The sequence below is a fragment of the Actinotignum timonense genome, from assembly GCF_002860685.3.
GTDB lineage: Bacteria > Actinomycetota > Actinomycetes > Actinomycetales > Actinomycetaceae > Actinotignum > Actinotignum timonense.
Window position 1 is genome coordinate 692,852 of record NZ_CP136960.1, and the last position, 17,930, is coordinate 710,781.

The following is a 17,930-nucleotide window of genomic DNA, read 5'->3' on the forward strand; positions in this document are numbered from 1 at the left end:
TACTCCTTTTCTGCTTGACAAACTCTATCTACGCTGAATGCCAGGCCTCAGATAGAGGTAGTCAGTTGCAATCAAAGGAGAATGCAATGAGTTACGCACGCACAATCAAAGGTGATGTGGCGCCGGAGACCCTCGGGGTTGTAAATGCGCATGACCACTTGATTCGTACGGGAGCCGGGGAAGTGTACATTGACCCCGATCATTTGCTGGCGGATGTGGACAAGGCCGTCGAAGAAGGAACATACTTTGCCGAGGCTTCGCTGAAGTGGAGTCCTCACGGCGGCACGGTTGTGGACATGTGTCCGGCTAACTCGGGGCGTGACCTGGAGAAGTTGCTGGAAGTTAATAACCGGGTGCCGAATCTGCAGGTGATTGCCTGCACCGGTTTCCACCGCGAAAAGGTCTACCTCGAGACCCGTTCGCACTGGGTCAGCCGCTACACGGTCAACCAGATTGCCGACCTGTTGATTAAAGACATTACAGAAGGTATCGACCGTTTCGACTACTCCGGGCCTATCGTGGAACGCACCAAGATGAAGGCCGGGTGTATCAAAGTCGCGACTTCCTACGGCATGATTACCGATTTTGAATACAAGTGCATGCGGGCATGCGCTATTGCTTCCATTGAGACAGGTGCACCGATTAACACGCACACCACGTACGGCACCTGCGGGATTGAACAGGCTCGGGAGCTCATTAAGCTCGGTGTGCCGGCGGACCAGATTGCCATCGGCCACATCCAGCGCAATGCCGATGTGTGGTATTTGAAGCAAATCCTCGATACCGGAGCCTGGCTGGAGATTGACGGCACTCACCGAATCAAGTACCAACCGGATTCCAACCGGATCATGGAGCTGCGCGAACTTGGAAAACTGGGATACGGCAAGCGGATTATCCTGGGAACCGACTCGGGTAAGGCCTCCTATCAGAAAGCCTACGGTTCCGTGACAGGGGTTGACTTCAATCCTGCCGTGGATGGACCTCGCATGCTCGACGAAGGTTTTGATCGCGCTTACGTGGAAGACCTGCTGATGTACAACGCGCAGCGCTTCTTCACCATGCGTAAGGACAGCTAAGATGCGGCCACAACTGCAAATTGCCCTCGATACCTTAACTATGGAAGACGCGCTGGCGCCCCTGCAAAAAGCGCACTCCCAGATTGACATTATCGAGTGCGGCACCATCTTGATTATCAATGAAGGCCTACGGGCAGTGCGAGAAATCCGCGCTTTGTTTCCCGAAAAACCGATTCTGGCCGATGTACGCATCGCGGAAGCGGGTTCCCTCATTGCCCGGAATTGCTTCGAGGCGGGAGCGTCGTGGGTGTCCTGCGTGGCGGGTGCATCGCTGACCACTATTGAACAGGTGGTCAAGGTAGCCGAAGGTTTCCACGGCGAGGTGCAAGTGGAACTGGCTGAGGAACACTACACCCTGGAAAAAGCCCGGAAGTGGGCGGATATTGGGGTGAAACACGCCATCGTGAAGCGCTCGCGTGACTTGGAAGCCGCGGGGAAACTCACCTGGGGACCTCATGACTTCGAACGCATCGCGCAGTTGAAGGAACTCGGTTTCACGGTAACTATCACCGGAGGGATGAGCGTGGCTGACCTCGACGCATTCTCGGGGCAATACCCGGATATCATCATCGCGGGTCGCACTATCACCCAGGCCGAAGATCCCCTGGCGGCCGCCACCGCCCTGCAAACCAAGATAAGGCAGGTGTGGAACGCGTGACGCAGCGAAAAGAATCCACTGTCACCCTGGGAATCTACGAAAAAGCCTTGCCTAGCACAGATGACTGGGGTGTATTTTTCCGCAACGCCAGGGAAGCTGGGTTTTCCTTCGTGGATCTTTCCATCGATGAAAGCGTCGAGCGCATGAAGCGCCTCGAGTGGGATTACCGCCAACGGCAGAACGTGCGGGAAGCAGCAAGGCAGGCCCATATCCGTTTAGGGGGCATCTGTCTTTCGGCGCATCGGGCAGTCATGCCTGGTTCACAAGACCCGCAGATGCGCCAGCGAGCCCTTGAACTGTACCGGAAAGCGATTGATTTCTGTGTGGACATGGGTATTCCGGTCGTGCAAGTGGCGGGTTACTACGCCTACTACGAACCTCACGACCCCGATGCGGCGCAACGCTACCTGGAAACTCTTGCCCTCGCCTTACCCTACGCGGAACAACGCGGCATTATCCTCGCTATCGAAAATGTGGATGGGAACGACCTCGCAGCTATACCTGACGTGGTCAAAGTTCTCGAGCAGCTGCCCTCGCCCTGGCTGCGCATCTACCCCGATATCGGCAACATTGCCGAACACGGCGGGGATGCAACCAGCGAATTGGCAGCGGGGGAAGGGCGCATGGTCGCTTTGCACGTCAAAGACGTACTTCCCGGACAACCTCGACGGATACCGCTGGGCGAGGGATGTGTCGATTTCCCGGCAGCCTTCCGAGAACTCGCGCGTCAGAACTGGAGTGGCAGAATCATGCTCGAAATGTGGAACGACGACGCTCCGGACTCAATCGCGAAGTGCATCGCCGCACGCGAATATCTTGAGGTGCTCCTGAGGCAATCAAACATTATCGTCATTCCCCCAGAAAGGACGTAACCGTAACTATGCTCGAGCAATTACGCGAAGAAGTGTGTGCCGGCAACTTAGAACTACCACGTCACGGATTGGTTGCCTGGACAGGCGGGAACCTTTCCGCCATTGACGAGGAAACCGGCTACATCGTCATTAAACCCTCGGGGATGCGCTACGAAGACATGACACCCAAGGACATGGTGGTCGTGGCTCCCGACGGCCGGGTAGTGGAAGGGGAACACGGACCGTCCTCGGATACGAGCTCACATCTCTATATCTACCAACACAAAAAGGATGTCAAATCGGTCATTCATACTCATTCCCGCTACGCCACCGCATTTGCGGCGGTAGGGAAACCCATCCCCTGTTGCCTAACAGCCATCGCGGATGAATTCGGCGGCCCTATTCCTTGTGGAGGGTATGCCAGAATCGGCAGCGATGAAATCGGAGCGGAGGTCATCCGTTCCATCGGGGATTCCCCTGCCATATTGATGAAGCAGCATGGCGTGTTCACTATTGGTTCGTCTATTGCCAAGGCGCTACAAGCTGCTGTGATGGTAGAGGATGTGGCTCGCACCGTCGCGATCGCCACCGGCCTCGGGCAGATTGAGGATCTGCCAGCTGAGGAAGTATTAGCCAATCATGATCGTTACCAAAATCGGTACGGCACTATGAATGCAAGTTTAGGAGTTCGACAATGAAGTACGAATTAACCACCATTGGTGAAGGTCAGATTCGGCTGACCTGCCCCAAAGGAGAACACCTCGTTTCCTCCCGGGGATTAAAGATGACCGCCGCGTGTTCTGAAGCGAATGTTGCCGGATTACTGGCCCAGCTAGGCAAGAAAACGGCTTGGTGTACGGTACTGCCCGAAAGCGGCCTTTCCGAAAGGGTTCTCTCGGAATTCCGTTCGGCCGGGATCGACCTGTCTAACGTAGTGATGCGGAAAGAAGGGCGGGTGGCACTCTATTTCCTTGAACCAGGCGAGATGCCGCTACCCGGCAAGGTCACCTATGACCGTTTACACACCCCATTTCGGGACATTGACATCGACGATGTCAACTGGGATGACATGCTAGATACCAAGATGGTGTTCGTCACCGGTATCACTGCTGCTTTGACGGAAAAAACCGCTAAGGTATTGACCTACTTCGTTGATCAGGCCCATGAGCGGAAAATCAAAGTAGCGCTTGACGTCAACTACAGATCCCTCCTGTGGGACGGCGCCCAGGCACGTAAGGTGCTAGAACCGATTGCCCGGAAGTCTTCCATCGTGTTCTGTTCCCGCAGGGATGCTGGCTCGGTTTTCGGGCTCAAGGGTAGCGGCCCGCAAGTTTGCCACGACCTGCGCGAATTCCTCGAGGTTCCGGTGGTTGTTTCCACGGATCAACTGGACGGCACCTATTCTTCTACCGCTGAAGGCGAGAAGGTCTACGACGTGGAACGTGTGCCCGTGATGGATCGGCCCGGGGCCGGAGATTCCTTCGTAGGCGGTACCTTGTATGGCTATCTCAATGGCGATCTCGATGCCGGGGTACGGATTGGGATGCGAACCGCGAAGATCGCGCTAACACATCACGGTGACTTAACCCGTATCAGCCACGGCGAACTGGAAACTGCCGACAACTCTGACATCTTGCGCTAGAAGTGGCGACGTGTAAAGGAGAATTAATGATGAGTAGTTCTGTAACTGCAATGCAGCAAGTTGACTCCCGTCCGCTAACCCGCAACCAGCGCAGTTTGATCGGCATGACCGTGGTGGGTAACATTTCGGAGTTCTTCGATTTGTTCCTCATTGGCTTCGTCATCGCCCTGTTGATGAAAACTCCAGGCTGGGAACTCACCGGAATGCAAGCCGGCATCATCGGAGCGGCTTCCGGCGTGGGTACCGTAGTCGGAGCGATTATGTGGGGCCGCCTCGCCGACAGCTTCGGACGTAAAACCGCTTTCATTAGTTGCATCGTGGTTTTGGTGGTATTCACGGCTCTGTGTCTGACCATCACGCCCGGTCAATGGCTGTTACTGGCTCTCTACCGCGTTGGTGTGTGCATCGGGGTTGGGGGTCTGAACATCACTTCTATCCCCTATGTCCAGGAATTCGTTCCCGCGAAACAGCGTGGCTTACTCTCTGGTCTGACCTCGGTTTTCATTCCTCTGGGTATTTTCTTAGGGTCCTTGGCAACAAAGTTCCTCGGTGAACCCTTGGGATGGAAAGGACTCATTGCCCTGGGGTGTGTACCCGTTGTTCTCGTGGCGTGGGCCTTCTTCGTCCCGGAGTCGCCGCGCTACCTGGTGTCGCGCGGTCGGGTGGAAGATGCACGCAAGGCCTATGCCTGGGCACTCCAGATTCCCGTTGAAGAAGTGGGTGAGCTTCCTGTTTATGAACAAAAGCAAGCGGCATCATACGGAGTTATTTTCACCAAGTATCCCAAAGCGTTGGCGATTGTTACCTTTGGCTCCTTCTGTTTCATCTTAGGTTCCTTCACCATTCAGTCCTGGGGACAGGCCATCCTCGGCGAATCCTTCAAGTTCGATATCTCCACGGTGGTCTACATGTTCATGGGTGTTTCCCTGGCAGATCTGCTCGGACGCTTGGGCTCAGCGTGGATTTCTGACCGCATCGGGCGGCGCACAACCATGCTGATCTGGGGCGTCCTTGGCGGTATCGGCTGCCTAATTGCGGCCTTTGCCAGCCAAATGGATGGATACTCAGCCGGGATTATCTTCTTCATCGGCATCCTCATTGCCATGGCCTTTGGTGACGGCGCCTTCGGTATCTTGAACGCCTTCGGTGCCGAGCAATTCCCCAACGAGGCTCGCTCCACCGGGCTCGGCCTGGGGTACGGGATAGGTGCCACGGCAAAGATATTCGGTCCCTACATGGTGGGAGCGATGATCGGAGGAGGTAAACCGACCCCGGAAGTGGTTCTGGTGCCCTTCGTCATCTTCGCGGTATTGCTCTTCATCGGCGCGGGCATCTATATGTTCGCGAAAGAAACTAAGGCTTTGCAATTAGAAGAAGTCTAGTTTTCTTATGTCGCCATCCGTGATGGTGTAGCCTTGTGTTTCATCAAAGTCCTCCCGAGGAATGAACTGGCTAATTTGTCATTAACCAGGTTCACTCCTCGGGAGGTTCTGTATCAGGGTCAACGCAGGGCCTACATGAATGAAAATAATCTCCGTGCTGGGCCGTGCAATTCTCATTGCGCCCAGCACGCACGCCTCAGGCTAATAAATCGCGACCGGGCCGCAGGGGCCGGGGATCACGTCGATCTCCGCGTCGAAAATCGCGGAGAGGCGCTCCGGGGTCATAATATCCGCCGGGGTGCCGGCATCCATGACCACGCCTTCGCGCATGGCAATAATGCGATCCGAGTAGCGTGCCGCGAAATTAATATCGTGGATAACCAGCACGATGGTGCGGTGAAGCTCGTCCGCGGCCTGGCGCAGGTGGCGCATCATCTGCACCGAATGCGAAATATCCAAGTTATTGAGCGGCTCGTCCAGCAGCACGCAATCGGTTTCCTGGGTGAGGACCATCGCCACGTAGGCGCGCTGGCGCTGCCCACCGGAGAGCTCATCCAGGTAGCGCCCTTCCAGCTCGGTCAGCCCAAGGAAATCAATATAGCGGGAAATGATCTTCTCATCCTCGGCGGTCAGGCGCCCATTCGAATACGGGAAACGCCCGAAGCCGACCAGCTGACGCACCGTCAGGCGGGTAACGAAGTGATTTTCCTGGCGCAGAATCGCGAGAATCTTGGCAAGATCGGCGGATTTCGTCGTCGTCACATCAAGACCCGCCACCGCAATCGCGCCCGCGTCCATACGCATAAGCCGCCCAATCATCGTGAGTAGCGTGGACTTGCCCGCACCATTCGGACCCACCAGGGCCGTCACCCCGCCGTGCGGAATATCCAAGGTGACCGGGCCGATCCGCACCTCCGAACTGTAATCGCGGCGGGTGCCCTCCATACGGATCATCGGATCGGCGCAGCTCAGATCGGCCGCACGCAGATGCGGGGAGACCACCGGCGGCACCGGCGCGGGAACCTCAAGATGCGTGCCTGCTGTTTTCTTGCGGTGGCGCATTACAACCGCCCCTTTCTCAATACGACGACGAGGAACGTCAGGCCGCCCACCAGCTCAATAATGATGGAGACCACGCCTTCCGCCGAGAAAATATTTTTCATCACGAAGAAGCCACCCATGAGCACCGCGTAACCAATCACGGCGGCCATGGGGAAGAGGAAACGGTGATCGTAGGTATCCGCCGCCTGGTAGGTGAGGGTTGCCACGAGGAAACCGAAGAACGTCATCGGCCCCACCAGCGCCGTGGACACCGAGACCAGCACCGCGATAAGTGTGAGCGAAATGAGCAGCATCCGCAGGTGATTGACGCCCAGCGACACCGCCACATCGCGCCCCAGCGCAATCGCGTTGAGGGAACGCGAAATGAGGAGGAGCGCCAGGCCCGCCCCGAGCGCTAGCGGCAGCGCCGCCACGAACACATCCGAACGCGCATTCGCGATGGTGCCGAACATGCGCGCGGACAGCACATCAAATTCGGAGGGCGTGAGCATACGCTGCATAAACGCGGACAGTGAGCCCAAGCCAGTGCCGATAATAATGCCGATAAGCAGCATAATATGCAGGCTGCCGAGCTTACCGCGCAGCAGCCAGCCGTACAGCGCCAGCGCACACGCCACCATAATCGCCACCTGGATGAGGAAGGCCCGCACCCCGGTGAAAGCCACGAATCCGGCCACCCCGAAGAAGAAAATCGTGGAGGTGTGAATCACCGAATACAGCGACTCGAAACCCATAATCGACGGCGTAAGAATCCGGTTGGTGGTCACCGTCTGGAACGCGAGGGTGGCTAGCGACTGGCAAAAGGCCACCAGCAGAATCGAAAACACCGCCTCGGCTCGCATCCGGGTAATAATCCAGAAGCCCTCGCTTCCCACCGCCACCGGAATATTCCACACAAAATAGAGCGCGGTGAAAGCCACGCCGAGTAGCGCGATGCCGATGAGCAGCAGCCAGTAGCGCCGCCGCGCCCGCGGGGTCGCGAAGGCACCCGCGTGGCGGGGAGCTGCGCCCGTGGCACAAGATTTTTCGGGAGATTGTGGTACGACGACGCTCATGAGAGCCTCCGGCGCTGCCGCAGAATAAGGAAGATGAACACGGCCGCTCCCAGGGTGCCGAGGATCAGTGACACCGGGATTTCAAAGGGAGCGATGAGGGTGCGGGATACCAGGTCGCAGACCGTGAGGATCCCGGCCCCGAAAACGCACACCCAGGGGAGGTTGGAGCGCAGATCATCCCCGCGCAGCAGCGAAATAATATTGGGGACGATGAGCCCGAGGAAGGGAATGCGGCCGATCACCACGGTGACCACGCCGGTGGTCAGGGCGATCACCCCGGTGCCGAGCAGCACGATGAGGTTGTAATTCACGCCCAGGCCGGTGGCCACATCCTCACCCAGGCCCGCCACCGTGAGGCGGTCGGCCAGGATGAAAATAAGCACCGTGGCGATAAGAACGATCCACAGCGGTTCGTAGCGCCCGGCCACCACATTAGCGAAACTGCCCTGGAACCACACCCCTAGGGTTTGCAGGGTGTCAGTTTTGAGGGCGAAGAACGTGGAAATGGCGCTGACAACCGCGCCGAGCATAATCCCCACAATCGGCACAATCACCGAGGAGCGCAGCGTGACCCGGCGCAGCACCAGGAAGAAAATAATGGTGCCGATAAAAGCGAAAAGGATGGCGGCCAGCATCTGCTCGATAAGCGAGGTATGCGGGACCAGGAACATTACGACGAGCAGCCCGAGGCCGGCCCATTCGGTGGTGCCCGTGGTGGTGGGTTCCACGAATTTATTTTGGGTCAGCAGCTGCATAACCAGCCCGCACATGGCCATGGCGGCGCCGGCCAGCACCAGGGAGGCGGTGCGGGGGATGCGGGTGGCGAAGTACATGAATTCGCCACCTTCGTGCTCGGCGATATTGTAGGTGCCGGTGGTCATGGATAGGTAGACCAGGCCGGCCAGAATAATAATGCCGAGGGTCAGGGGCAGGGCGCGCAGCAGCCTGCTCGCGGTAGGTCTGCGTGAGGAAAGAGAACTCTGCGGTGGTGTTGTCATGGGCGTACATGCTGCGGGGGCCGGGTTCCCGGCCCCCGCAGGTTGGTTAGCCTCTAGCCTGAGCTACTTGGCGGCCTTGAAGGCCTTAGCCAGGTCGTTGAGGAATTCGATGTAGGTTTGCGGACCTTCATTGACGTAGGTATCCGCGGGCATGGTCAGGATCTGCTTCTTCTGCACCGCCGGCACATTGGCCATGGCGGGGGAGTTGGTTACCAGATCAGCACCGTGAGCTTCGTTGCCTTCGCCCACGCCGGCATCGCGGTCCATAATGAGGATCCACTCGGGGTTGGCCTGCGCCAGAGCTTCGTCGGAAACTTCGTCACCCTTGTGGTTCGAGGTTCCTTCACCCAGATCGAAGGCCGGGGTGAGGTTGAGGAGCGGGTAGAGCGGCCCGAGGGTACGGCCCACGCCCGGGGCGAGGTAACCCATCTTGCCACCGTTGGTGTTGATGGACAGCACCTTCTGGCCGGCCGGGTAGGCATCGCGCGCGGCGGCAATCGCGGCATCCAGATCCGCGTTGAGCTTAGCGGCTTCCTTTTCCTTGCCGAAGATCTTGCCCAGATCCTCGACGTCCTTCTTCATGCCGTCCATGAGGAGTTCGCCGGACTTATTGGCATCCGCATCCTGTTCTTCCTTGGGCAGCTTGATATTCAAGTCAATAATCGCGGCGTTCGGGGCGGCGGCCTTGATCTTGTCATAATGCTGGGCGAAGCGCTGGCCCACGATAACCAGATCGGGGTTGGCTGCGGTAATCGCCTCGAAATTCGGTTCGCGGTGGTTGCCGATATTCACGACCGAGTCATCCTTGACGTACGGATCGTCCTTCGGCATCACATCCTTGGGAGCCGCGAGGAGCTTGACGCCCCACTCATGCAGGGTTTCGAAAGTGCGGTTATCCAGGGAAACCACGCGCTCCGGATTGACCGGAACTTCCTGGGTGCCGTGCGAATCCGTAATCGAAACGCTGCTGGGGGCCTCCGAAGTGGCCTCAGCGGCGGGTTCCGAAGCGGCGGCCGAAGGGGAGGAGGTATCCTTGGCCGAGTCATTGGAGCAAGCACCCAGAGCGAGGGTGCCGGCAGCCACAAGCGCGAAAAAGCCGCGAACTGTCTTCTTCATCGTTTACCTTTGCGTAGAGTAAAAATACGTTAGGGAAGGAAGTCCTAACCCATCCATGAGTGTACTTATATGGGACACCTTAATTCAAGGCTATGTGCATAATGCGGCATTGTGCCAGTTACGCGCTGTGTATAGATCTTAACTAATGTGGCATTTTTTGGAGACACTGTCACGAAACAGGGTTTTGGGGTATCTGCGGTGCTGGCCCCTTAGGACCTCGGGCCGGCAGGCCGCGCGGTAGCGCGGCGGCGTCGTCGTGCTACTAACGTTCCCGCGGGTCGCGGCGGGGTAGAAGCACCTCGGCAGCAAGATGTGGAACGGATCTTGCCACCGAGGTGCAGTCGCTGTGGTGTATAGCCACTGGCGAGGGATAGTTATGCACCCCGTTGAGAATTCGGGAGGCCCACGCCCGCGGTACTACTCTTCAAGGTTACGCTACCGAAGGTTAGTGTGGCGGGAATGGCGCCCCGGGATATGTCACATCTGTGGATAACTCAACAAACGTTGACCAGACCCGGCGTGTTTGGCTCCAACGCGTCTAGCCCTGGCGCGCCCGGCCCTGGCGTTCTTAAACGCAGCGCCCTGGCCTGAGCGCACCTAGTCCCAGTGCTCTTCCGGGCGGGCGGGATCCTGCCACACGGTGTGGAACACGCCCTCGGTGTCGACACGGTGATAGGTATGCGCCCCGAAATAATCGCGCTGGGCCTGGATAAGATTCGCCGGGAGGCGTTCGGCGCGCACGCCGTCGTAGTAGGCCAGCGAGGAAGCGAAGGCCGGGATCGGCACCCCGCGCTGCGCGGCGAATACCACAATCCGGCGCCAGGCCTCGACCGCCCCGGAAATCTCGGAGCTGAAGTAGGGGTCGGCCAGGAGGAGCGGAAGATCGGGCTGGCGGGTGTAGGCCTCGGTGATGCGGTCGAGGAAAGCCGCGCGGATAATGCAGCCCGCGCGCCAAATCCGCGCCATCGCGCCCAGGTCAATACCCCAGGAATTCTCCAGGGAACCCTTGCGGATGAGCTCGAAACCTTGGGAGTAGGCCACCATCTTGGAGGCGTAGAGGGCCAGGCGGATATCCTCGATGAAGCGCTCGCGATCCTCCACCGTGACCTCGGTGGTGTGCCCGGGCAGGGCGCGGCCGGCGGCGCGTTCGGCGGCGTCCCCGGACAGGCTGCGCGCGAAGGTTGCCTCGGCGATCCCGGTGGCGGGCACCCCGAAAGCGGCGGCGTTTTGCACGGTCCAAGCCCCGGTGCCCTTCTGGGCGGCGGCGTCCGCAATCACATCCACGAGCGCGGCGCCGGTGGTGGCATCGCGCTGGCGCAGTACCTCGGCGGTGATCTCAATGAGGTAGGAGTCCAGCTCGGTGGAATTCCAGCGCTCGAAAACGTCGCCAATCTCCGCGGCGCTCATGCCCAGGGCGGTGCGCATGAGGTCATAAGCTTCCGCGATGAGCTGCATATCCGCATATTCGATGCCGTTATGCACCATTTTTACGAAATGGCCGGCGCCGTTGGGGCCCACGTAGGTGCAGCACGGTTCGCCGTTCTTGCGCGCGGCAATCGCCTCGAACATGGGGCCCAGGCGATCATAGGATTCGCGGGTGCCGCCGGGCATAATCGAGGGGCCCTTGAGCGCGCCCTCTTCACCGCCGGAGACCCCGGTGCCCACAAAATGCAGCCCGCGCGCGGAAATCTCCGCTTCGCGGCGCATGGTATCGGTGAAGAGTGAATTCCCGCAGTCCACGATAATATCGCCCGGCTCCATGAGATCGGCGAGCTCCTCAATCACCGCATCGGTGGGCTTGCCGGCCTTGACCATAATAATGGCCACCCGCGGGCGGGCCAGCGAGGCCACAAAATCCGCCATGGATTCGCTCGGGTAGAATTCCCCTTCGCTGCCGTGCTCGGCCATCACCCGCTCGGTTTTCGCGGCGGTGCGATTGTGGATAGCAACTTTGTAGCCGCGGCTGGCGAGGTTGCGGGCCAGGTTCGAGCCCATCACCGCCATCCCGGTCACTCCGATATCTGCAACGCCAACGGGCGGGGTGGGAATAGACATGCGGCTCCTTCTTCTACGACTTCTCAGAACGCCTGATTGAGGTTTCTAACGCATCTATTCTAGAGTCCCGCGCGCAGATCGTGGATGTGTGTTCCGTTCGCTTCCAAGGCGAGGGCGCGAAAAATGACAGCCGGATGAGAATCTTGTCATTTTTCCTCGAAATACGGTCGGTTTCGCGGGTGCTTGTTAGGGTGGCGGTATGAAAATAACACGATTCACGGCCCTCTTTGCCGCTGCTGCCACCGCTGCCGCCACCGCGCTGACCTTGAGCGCCTGTTCGAATGGCGCTTCCACCACCGCGGGTACCGACTCCACGCCCCGGGCCACCGCCACGGCGCCGGGCTCCGGTGCTGAGAGTGGGAAGAACGACGACGCCGCCACCGCCGCTCCCGCCACCTCTGCCGCGGCTGCTGGTGGGGCGGCGGCCCCGGCCGCGGGGGCGTGCGGCGCGGCGAATCTGGCAGCCAGATTCGAGCCCGGGGGTGCGGGCGGGGGCGCAGCTAGCGGTGCGGACAAGAGCGCGGCCGGCACGTATATTCTCACCCTCACGAATTCTTCACAGGCGGCCTGTACCCTGCATCCGGATGTGGACATCGAGCTGAAAGACGCCGCCGGGGATGGCGTGTCCGAGAATCTGGAACTGAGCTCCCAAGCTGGCAGCATCGCTCCGGGTTCCAGCGTGAGCTGGACTGTGGCGGTGGCCGATCCAGGGAGTGTGCCCGGGTGTGCGCCCGCTAAGCCTGCCACCCATCTTGAGGTGGATATCGAGGACGGCGGGGAGGATATTGACATTCCCGTCGATCTCACGGGCTGTCAGGATGATGATATCGACCTGCTGAGCGAAGTCCGCTAGCGGGGAATCAACCGGGGCGGGTGGCACAGTCACCCGCCCCGCGTCGTCGTAAAAAGTGTGCTGTGCGTAATGTATACGACGCCACATTTCTGCAATAGGCTGGAGTAAGAGACTCTGTCGGTTTTCAAGGGCTGTGAGGGGGTAGGTATGATCACCGTTTTTGATGTTGCGCGGTTTTTTATTCGGAAATCTCCTACGCGAAGCATTCCCGCTATTACCTTGCAGAAGTTGTGCTTCTATGCTTACGGGTGGTACGCCTACGAAACTGCCCGGCCCCTTTTCCGCGAACATTTTTACGCGATGAAGCACGGACCTGTCATATCCGACCTCTATTCGGCTCATGCTAAAACCATTGAGGTGACGGAAGAGCCGCTTGCGCGTGCCCAGGAGCGTCACGGTTTTTCACCTGCTGAGTTTTCTCTTTATGAAAAAGAGATTCTTGAGGCCGTGTGGGATTACTACAGCCCGCACGATAGGTGGGAGCTTCGGGATATGACTCACGAAGAACAGCCCTGGATTACTGCCTGGAATAACCGGGTAGAAGGAAGCGAGCGGGCCGATCTTCCTAGCTCCGATATTATCGATCACTTCATAGCTAAAAAAGTCCCGGAAGGATTGGAGTTGCCTGAGCGAGCGGTGACGGTTTTTGAAGAGGAACCTGTTGCCGATTTCGATCACGGGTCCTTCGTTGAGGATATTTTGGCGCTGTGTCGGGCATGAGCCTGTTATCGAAGCATGGCCTGGAGCTTACCCAAATTAGCGCAGGCCATGATCTTTCGTCTTTTTCCACGCTTGGCGATGGCGACTATCACGGAACCTGGCTGCGCCGTCATGCTCTGCGCGCGGATAGCGAAGATCTTTGCCGAGTGTGGGTGGTACTTCCGAAAAACAGCAACGTTCCTCTCGGGTATTTTTGTCTTTCCTCGTACTCGGTATTGTGCGATGATGTCCGGCGCAGAGACAAGTATTTCGATCCGAAAAATGGCGGGACCGCTGGCTCCTATAAAATGCATCCGGCTGTTTTGCTTGGAAAATTTGCTCTCGATGCTTCTTGTGCAGGGAAGCCGCCATTTGGTGTTCTCATGATGTACGGCGTTTTTTCTTGTTTCCTGGATAGCATCAGGTTTTCTAGCGCCAGGTATCTTGTCTTGCATACTGGCGATGACGCTTTAGTTCAGTACTATCGCAAAAAGTATGGTTTTAAACCAGCGGTACGCCAGGAAAACGACCTGATAACAATGTACGTGACTGGCCAAGAAATTCGCGATGCACTCGAAAAAATTGCGGCGGGTCTTGGCGCCTAACTTTTTGAGTACCTGCCATATTGGGATGTTGGCAAGGGGCGGGGCGGGTGGCACAGCCACCCGCCCCGCGTCGTCATCGTTCCTATGTAGTGACGTTCTTAGTTACCCAACGCGGCCGCAACCACGGCGCGCGCTTCCTCCTGGACTTGGGCCAGGTGTTCCGGGCCGCGGAAGGATTCGGCGTAAATCTTGTAGACATCCTCCGTGCCGGAAGGCCGGGCCGCAAACCACGCATTTTCCGTGGTGACCTTGAGGCCGCCAATCGCCGCGTGGTTCCCGGGTGCTTCCACCAGCTTCGCGGTAATCGGCTCACCGGCCAGTTCCGTGGCCGTGACGTCCGCCGGGGAAAGCTTGCCGAGCTTGGCCTTTTCTTCCTTCGTGGCGGGGGCGTCGATCCGGGCGTAAGCCGAGGAGCCGTAGCGTTCCACCTGCTCATCGTGGAGCTGGGAGGGGGACTTGCCGGTTACCGCGGTGATTTCTGCCGCGAGCAGGTCGAGCACAAGCCCGTCCTTATCCGTGGTCCACACCGAACCGTCCTTGCGGAGGAAGGAAGCGCCGGCGGATTCTTCCCCGCCGAAGCCGATCTCGCCGCTCACCAGGCCGGATACAAACCACTTGAAGCCCACCGGGACCTCCACGAGGGTGCGGCCAATGCCGGCCACCACCCGGTCGATAAGCGAGGAGGACACCAGGGTTTTCCCGACGTTCACCCGCTCGGACCACTGCGGGCGGTGCGTGAAGAGGTATTCAATGGCCACTGCGAGGTAGTGGTTGGGGTTCATGAGGCCGGCATCCGGGGTGACGATGCCGTGCCGGTCGGAATCGGCGTCGTTCCCGGTGGCTAGATCGTAAGGAGCGCGGCCGCTTGCATCCGGTTCCATGCGGTGGAGCAGGCCCGCCATCGCGTAGGGCGAGGAGCAATCCATGCGGATCTTGCCGTCCCAATCCAGAGTCATGAAAGGCCAGGCCGGGTCCACTTCGGGATTGACCACGGTCAGGTCAATGCCGTAGCGGTCTGCGATTTCCTGCCAGTATTCGGCCGAGGCGCCGCCCATCGGGTCCGCGCCAATGCGCACGCCCGCCGTGCGGATCGCCTCGAAATCAATGATGGTATCCAGCGCGGTGACATACGCATCGCGGAAATCATAGGTGCCCACCTTCGCGGCCGCATCCTCATAGGGCACGCGGGCGATGTTCTTCCACCCCGCGGCGATGAGCTCATTGGCCCGCGCTGCGATCCACTTCGTGGCATCGGTATCCGCCGGGCCGCCATTGGGCGGGTTGTACTTGAAGCCACCATCGCGCGGCGGGTTGTGGGACGGCGTAATAACAATGCCGTCGGCCAGGCCCGGGCCGTCCAGGCGCAGCGCGTGCGGGGCGCCGTTCGCCTCCAGGATGGCCAGCGAGACCGCCGGGGTGGGAGTCCACGAGCCGCGAGCATCCACCCGCACATCAGCGCCGTTGGCTACCAGCACCTCGATAGCGGTTTTTTCCGCCGGGAGGGACAGCCCGTGGGTATCACGGCCCACGAAAATGGGGCCGTCATAGCCTTGCTTATTGCGGTAGTCCACGATCGCCTGCGTGGTTGCCGCGATATGGGCTTCATTAAAGGCGCCATCGAAAGCTGAGCCACGATGGCCGGAAGTTCCGAAAACCACCTGCTGGAGGGGGTTAGTCGGATCGGGTTCGATATCGTAATATGCCGCCACCAGCTCATCAACATTGATGAGATCTTCGGGGCGGGCCGGGGTTCCTGCGCGTTCGTTCATACATTGAGTATCCCACGAATTGCGCTCCAATCGCGGGACTTGTTCCGCGGGTGGATAACATCGCCGTTGCTGCCGTGCGTACGGCTGTGTTCGGTGCCCTGCGTGCGGCTGTGTTCGGTTCCCTGCGCACGGCTGTCCGCGGCTTCTGTGGTGCGCGCGAGTTCTTCGTGGAAATTCCCCCAGTGCCCGGCGCGCGCGGCCAGTGGAACTTCCTCGCCGGGAGCGACCGGCCCGGGCGCGGTGGAACGTTTCCCGCGGGTGGCCGGCCCGCCGAAAGGCGCACCACCCAGGGCTTCGCGGCCGTGCGGGCTGAGCCATCCGGAGGTATCCGGGCCCAGCGGCACGATCTGGTTGGGGTTCACGTCCAGATGAACCCGGTAATAATGCGAAGTGATGTGCTCAAAATCCACGGTGTCCCCGAAGCCGGGGGTCTGGAAAAGATCGCGTGCGTAGGCCCACAGCACCGGCATCTCGGTCAGTTTCTTTTCATTGCATTTAAAATGCCCGTGGTAGACGGCGTCGAAACGCACCAGGGTGGTAAAGAGGTGCACATCCGCCTCGGTGATGTGATCGCCCATGAGGTAGCGGCGCTGCTCCAGCAGCTCGGAAATATTGCGCAGTGCGGTAAAAAGGCGCAGGTAGGCGCGGTTATAGGACTCCTGACTGCCGGCGAAACCACAACGGTAGACGCCATTATTAATCTCGGTGTAGATATAGCGCATGAGCGCGTCCATGGGCTGGCGCAGTTCCGCGGGGTAAAGATCTGGGGCACCTTCGCGGTGAAAATCGCGCCACTCGGTAGAAAAATCGAGCGTCATCTGCGCAAAATCATTTGTGGCGACGGCGCCGCTAGCAAGATCCACCAGGGCTGGAACAGTAATTCCCAAGGAGAAATTCGGGTCGCGGGCCAGGTAGGCATCGCGCAGGAAATGAATTCCGAGCACCGGATCCACTCCGCCCGCATCGCGGTCAAAAATCCAGGACCGCTCATCGTGGGTGGGGCCGGGGATGCCTAGCGATATAGCATTTTCCAGCCCGAGCAAGCGGCGCACAATCAGCGTGCGATTCGCCCACGGGCAGGCGCGCGCCGCGATGAGGCGGTAACGCCCCGGCTCCACGGGGAAGCTGGTGCTGTCGCGGCTCACGCGCGTGGTGATATAGCGAGCGTCGCGGCTGTAGCCTTCGCCGCGGCGAGTAAATGTTGCTCCGATGGTCATTTCGCCTCCCTGCGCGTTGGTGAGTATTGGGTGTTGATCGGGGCATCGGTTGCTGATGAGCCCTGATCGTTGAAGAATATATCAGATTGGGTGGGCGGGGGCCAGGTCTCCGCGCGCGGTAAGTCGGGTGAAGCGTATAGGTTAGAATATAAGTAATGTAAGTCACTGCATATGCAGTGTGGGACTCGCGAATCAAAGGCGATACGGAGGAGACTTGCGGCAATGACGGTAGACGTGATCGGGCTTGATTTCGCATATAAAGCCCAGCAGGAACAACGCATTATTTTTTCGGGCGCCACGGCGAGCTTTTCACCGGGCCGTTTTTACGCACTCATGGGCCCTTCCGGTTCCGGCAAAACCACACTCTTCCGCATTCTTGCCCGCGAGTTAGAACCTGACGCGGGAAAAATAGTCATCGCAGGCAAAGACCTTGCCAGCATTCCACCGCGTGAATTGCGGGCATCAGTCATGTGCCGGATTTTCCAGGACTATCTTCTCATTCCGTTTTTATCACCCCTCGACAACCTTCTTCTAGCGGCTGAGATCACCACGGGCCGCTCAGGTAAAGAAGATAAAAAACGTGCCCTTGAGCTTTTAGACCGCGTGGGGCTAATAGAGCACGCGTATAGGAACGTTGATTTACTCTCCGGTGGTGAACAGCAACGAGTCGCTATCGCACGAGCATTAATGGGCTCGGCACGAATCCTCCTTGCGGATGAACCCACCGGGGCGCTCGACCGTGACAACACTGAACATATAGCTCTTTTACTCGCTGACCTTGCTCACGAAGAGGGCCTTATTGTTATTGCGGGGACTCACGATAGCCAGTTCGCTGCCCATGCCGATGCCATTGTTCGCATCAGTGAGCATCAGCTGATTCTGGAGTCATGAC

At 59.0% G+C, this 17,930-nt stretch carries 17 protein-coding genes; 10 read left to right on the forward strand and 7 right to left on the reverse strand.

Translation table 11 applies throughout. From position 1 onward, the window contains the following. Positions 1-86: 86 nt before the first annotated feature. The 6 genes from CYJ17_RS02870 to CYJ17_RS02895 are packed head-to-tail and all read left to right on the forward strand — an operon-like array spanning position 87 to position 5,609. Positions 87-1,076 (forward strand): phosphotriesterase family protein, encoded by a 990-nt coding sequence (locus CYJ17_RS02870; RefSeq protein WP_026429010.1) that lies wholly within the window; start codon positions 87-89, stop codon positions 1,074-1,076. Position 1,077: 1 nt separating this feature from the next. Further along, positions 1,078-1,734, forward strand: coding sequence for a 3-dehydro-L-gulonate-6-phosphate decarboxylase (locus tag CYJ17_RS02875; RefSeq protein ID WP_087070059.1), 657 nt, complete (start codon positions 1,078-1,080; stop codon positions 1,732-1,734). Further along, on the forward strand, positions 1,722-2,606 hold the full coding sequence (locus tag CYJ17_RS02880) for an L-ribulose-5-phosphate 3-epimerase (RefSeq protein WP_234984425.1): 885 nt from the start codon (positions 1,722-1,724) through the stop codon (positions 2,604-2,606). The genes CYJ17_RS02875 and CYJ17_RS02880 overlap by 13 nt, the downstream gene beginning before the upstream one ends. Before the next feature lie 8 nt (positions 2,607-2,614). Further along, a complete protein-coding gene (locus tag CYJ17_RS02885; protein WP_026429007.1) occupies positions 2,615-3,283 on the forward strand; it encodes an L-ribulose-5-phosphate 4-epimerase in 669 nt (222 codons plus the stop codon). Beyond that, positions 3,280-4,227, forward strand: a complete 948-nt coding sequence (locus CYJ17_RS02890; protein WP_087070058.1) for a sugar kinase — start codon at positions 3,280-3,282, stop codon at positions 4,225-4,227. Before CYJ17_RS02885 ends, CYJ17_RS02890 begins: the two co-directional genes overlap by 4 nt. A gap of 29 nt (positions 4,228-4,256) precedes the next feature. After that, entirely contained in the window at positions 4,257-5,609 is a 1,353-nt protein-coding gene (locus CYJ17_RS02895; protein ID WP_087071139.1) for an MFS transporter, read from the forward strand. A gap of 201 nt (positions 5,610-5,810) precedes the next feature. Here CYJ17_RS02895 and CYJ17_RS02900 read toward each other — a convergent pair whose 3' ends face one another. The 5 genes from CYJ17_RS02900 to gndA all read right to left on the reverse strand — a co-directional run bounded on the left by CYJ17_RS02900 (position 5,811) and on the right by gndA (position 11,895). Further along, positions 5,811-6,563 carry an iron ABC transporter ATP-binding protein gene (locus CYJ17_RS02900; RefSeq protein ID WP_026429004.1) on the reverse strand — a complete coding sequence of 251 codons (753 nt, stop codon included), beginning with the start codon at positions 6,561-6,563 and terminating at the stop codon, positions 5,811-5,813. Between the two features lie 107 nt (positions 6,564-6,670). After that, positions 6,671-7,726 (reverse strand): iron chelate uptake ABC transporter family permease subunit, encoded by a 1,056-nt coding sequence (locus CYJ17_RS02905; RefSeq protein ID WP_087070057.1) that lies wholly within the window; start codon positions 7,724-7,726, stop codon positions 6,671-6,673. Continuing rightward, positions 7,723-8,724 (reverse strand): ABC transporter permease, encoded by a 1,002-nt coding sequence (locus CYJ17_RS02910; RefSeq protein ID WP_026429002.1) that lies wholly within the window; start codon positions 8,722-8,724, stop codon positions 7,723-7,725. The genes CYJ17_RS02905 and CYJ17_RS02910 overlap by 4 nt, the downstream gene beginning before the upstream one ends. A gap of 63 nt (positions 8,725-8,787) precedes the next feature. Next, complete coding sequence (locus tag CYJ17_RS02915) at positions 8,788-9,840, reverse strand: siderophore ABC transporter substrate-binding protein (RefSeq protein WP_087070056.1); 1,053 nt, start codon at positions 9,838-9,840, stop codon at positions 8,788-8,790. 597 nt (positions 9,841-10,437) lie between these two features. Further along, positions 10,438-11,895, reverse strand: a complete 1,458-nt coding sequence (gene gndA, locus CYJ17_RS02920) for an NADP-dependent phosphogluconate dehydrogenase (RefSeq protein ID WP_087070055.1) — start codon at positions 11,893-11,895, stop codon at positions 10,438-10,440. Between the two features lie 199 nt (positions 11,896-12,094). Here gndA and CYJ17_RS02925 point away from each other — a divergent pair, with 199 nt between their 5' ends. From CYJ17_RS02925 to CYJ17_RS02935, 3 genes are all read left to right on the forward strand, one after another. Continuing rightward, the gene (locus CYJ17_RS02925) at positions 12,095-12,748 is read left to right on the forward strand and encodes a DUF4232 domain-containing protein (protein WP_101595633.1); all 654 of its coding nucleotides are present in this window, start codon (positions 12,095-12,097) and stop codon (positions 12,746-12,748) included. A gap of 147 nt (positions 12,749-12,895) precedes the next feature. Continuing rightward, on the forward strand, positions 12,896-13,468 hold the full coding sequence (locus CYJ17_RS02930) for a Panacea domain-containing protein (RefSeq protein WP_087070053.1): 573 nt from the start codon (positions 12,896-12,898) through the stop codon (positions 13,466-13,468). Next, the gene (locus CYJ17_RS02935) at positions 13,456-14,052 is read left to right on the forward strand and encodes a hypothetical protein (RefSeq protein WP_145989754.1); all 597 of its coding nucleotides are present in this window, start codon (positions 13,456-13,458) and stop codon (positions 14,050-14,052) included. The genes CYJ17_RS02930 and CYJ17_RS02935 overlap by 13 nt, the downstream gene beginning before the upstream one ends. Positions 14,053-14,150: 98 nt before the next feature. Here the strand turns inward: CYJ17_RS02935 and pgm are convergent, their stop codons facing one another. Beyond that, positions 14,151-15,821, reverse strand: coding sequence for a phosphoglucomutase (alpha-D-glucose-1,6-bisphosphate-dependent) (gene pgm, locus CYJ17_RS02940; protein WP_087070051.1), 1,671 nt, complete (start codon positions 15,819-15,821; stop codon positions 14,151-14,153). Next, entirely contained in the window at positions 15,818-17,038 is a 1,221-nt protein-coding gene (locus tag CYJ17_RS02945; RefSeq protein ID WP_087070050.1) for a glutathione S-transferase family protein, read from the reverse strand. Before CYJ17_RS02945 ends, pgm begins: the two co-directional genes overlap by 4 nt. A 222-nt stretch (positions 17,039-17,260) precedes the next feature. On the opposite strand from CYJ17_RS02945, the gene CYJ17_RS02950 reads away from it, so the two are divergent. Further along, positions 17,261-17,929 (forward strand): ATP-binding cassette domain-containing protein, encoded by a 669-nt coding sequence (locus CYJ17_RS02950; protein WP_159454977.1) that lies wholly within the window; start codon positions 17,261-17,263, stop codon positions 17,927-17,929. Position 17,930 lies beyond the last annotated feature (1 nt).

What these genes read in the sequence shown, in the direction of transcription:
- CYJ17_RS02890 (WP_087070058.1), top strand. Translation starts at nt 3,280, where the DNA reads ATGAAGTACGAATTAACCACCATTGGTGAAGGTCAGATTCGGCTGACC.
- CYJ17_RS02870 (WP_026429010.1), top strand. Translation starts at nt 87, where the DNA reads ATGAGTTACGCACGCACAATCAAAGGTGATGTGGCGCCGGAGACCCTC.
- CYJ17_RS02895 (WP_087071139.1), top strand. Translation starts at nt 4,257, where the DNA reads ATGAGTAGTTCTGTAACTGCAATGCAGCAAGTTGACTCCCGTCCGCTA.
- CYJ17_RS02945 (WP_087070050.1), bottom strand. Translation starts at nt 17,038, where the DNA reads ATGACCATCGGAGCAACATTTACTCGCCGCGGCGAAGGCTACAGCCGC.
- CYJ17_RS02905 (WP_087070057.1), bottom strand. Translation starts at nt 7,726, where the DNA reads ATGAGCGTCGTCGTACCACAATCTCCCGAAAAATCTTGTGCCACGGGC.
- pgm (WP_087070051.1), bottom strand. Translation starts at nt 15,821, where the DNA reads ATGAACGAACGCGCAGGAACCCCGGCCCGCCCCGAAGATCTCATCAAT.
- CYJ17_RS02885 (WP_026429007.1), top strand. Translation starts at nt 2,615, where the DNA reads ATGCTCGAGCAATTACGCGAAGAAGTGTGTGCCGGCAACTTAGAACTA.
- CYJ17_RS02950 (WP_159454977.1), top strand. Translation starts at nt 17,261, where the DNA reads ATGACGGTAGACGTGATCGGGCTTGATTTCGCATATAAAGCCCAGCAG.
- CYJ17_RS02900 (WP_026429004.1), bottom strand. Translation starts at nt 6,563, where the DNA reads ATGATCCGTATGGAGGGCACCCGCCGCGATTACAGTTCGGAGGTGCGG.
- CYJ17_RS02925 (WP_101595633.1), top strand. Translation starts at nt 12,095, where the DNA reads ATGAAAATAACACGATTCACGGCCCTCTTTGCCGCTGCTGCCACCGCT.
- CYJ17_RS02910 (WP_026429002.1), bottom strand. Translation starts at nt 8,724, where the DNA reads ATGACAACACCACCGCAGAGTTCTCTTTCCTCACGCAGACCTACCGCG.
- CYJ17_RS02915 (WP_087070056.1), bottom strand. Translation starts at nt 9,840, where the DNA reads ATGAAGAAGACAGTTCGCGGCTTTTTCGCGCTTGTGGCTGCCGGCACC.
- CYJ17_RS02930 (WP_087070053.1), top strand. Translation starts at nt 12,896, where the DNA reads ATGATCACCGTTTTTGATGTTGCGCGGTTTTTTATTCGGAAATCTCCT.
- gndA (WP_087070055.1), bottom strand. Translation starts at nt 11,895, where the DNA reads ATGTCTATTCCCACCCCGCCCGTTGGCGTTGCAGATATCGGAGTGACC.
- CYJ17_RS02875 (WP_087070059.1), top strand. Translation starts at nt 1,078, where the DNA reads ATGCGGCCACAACTGCAAATTGCCCTCGATACCTTAACTATGGAAGAC.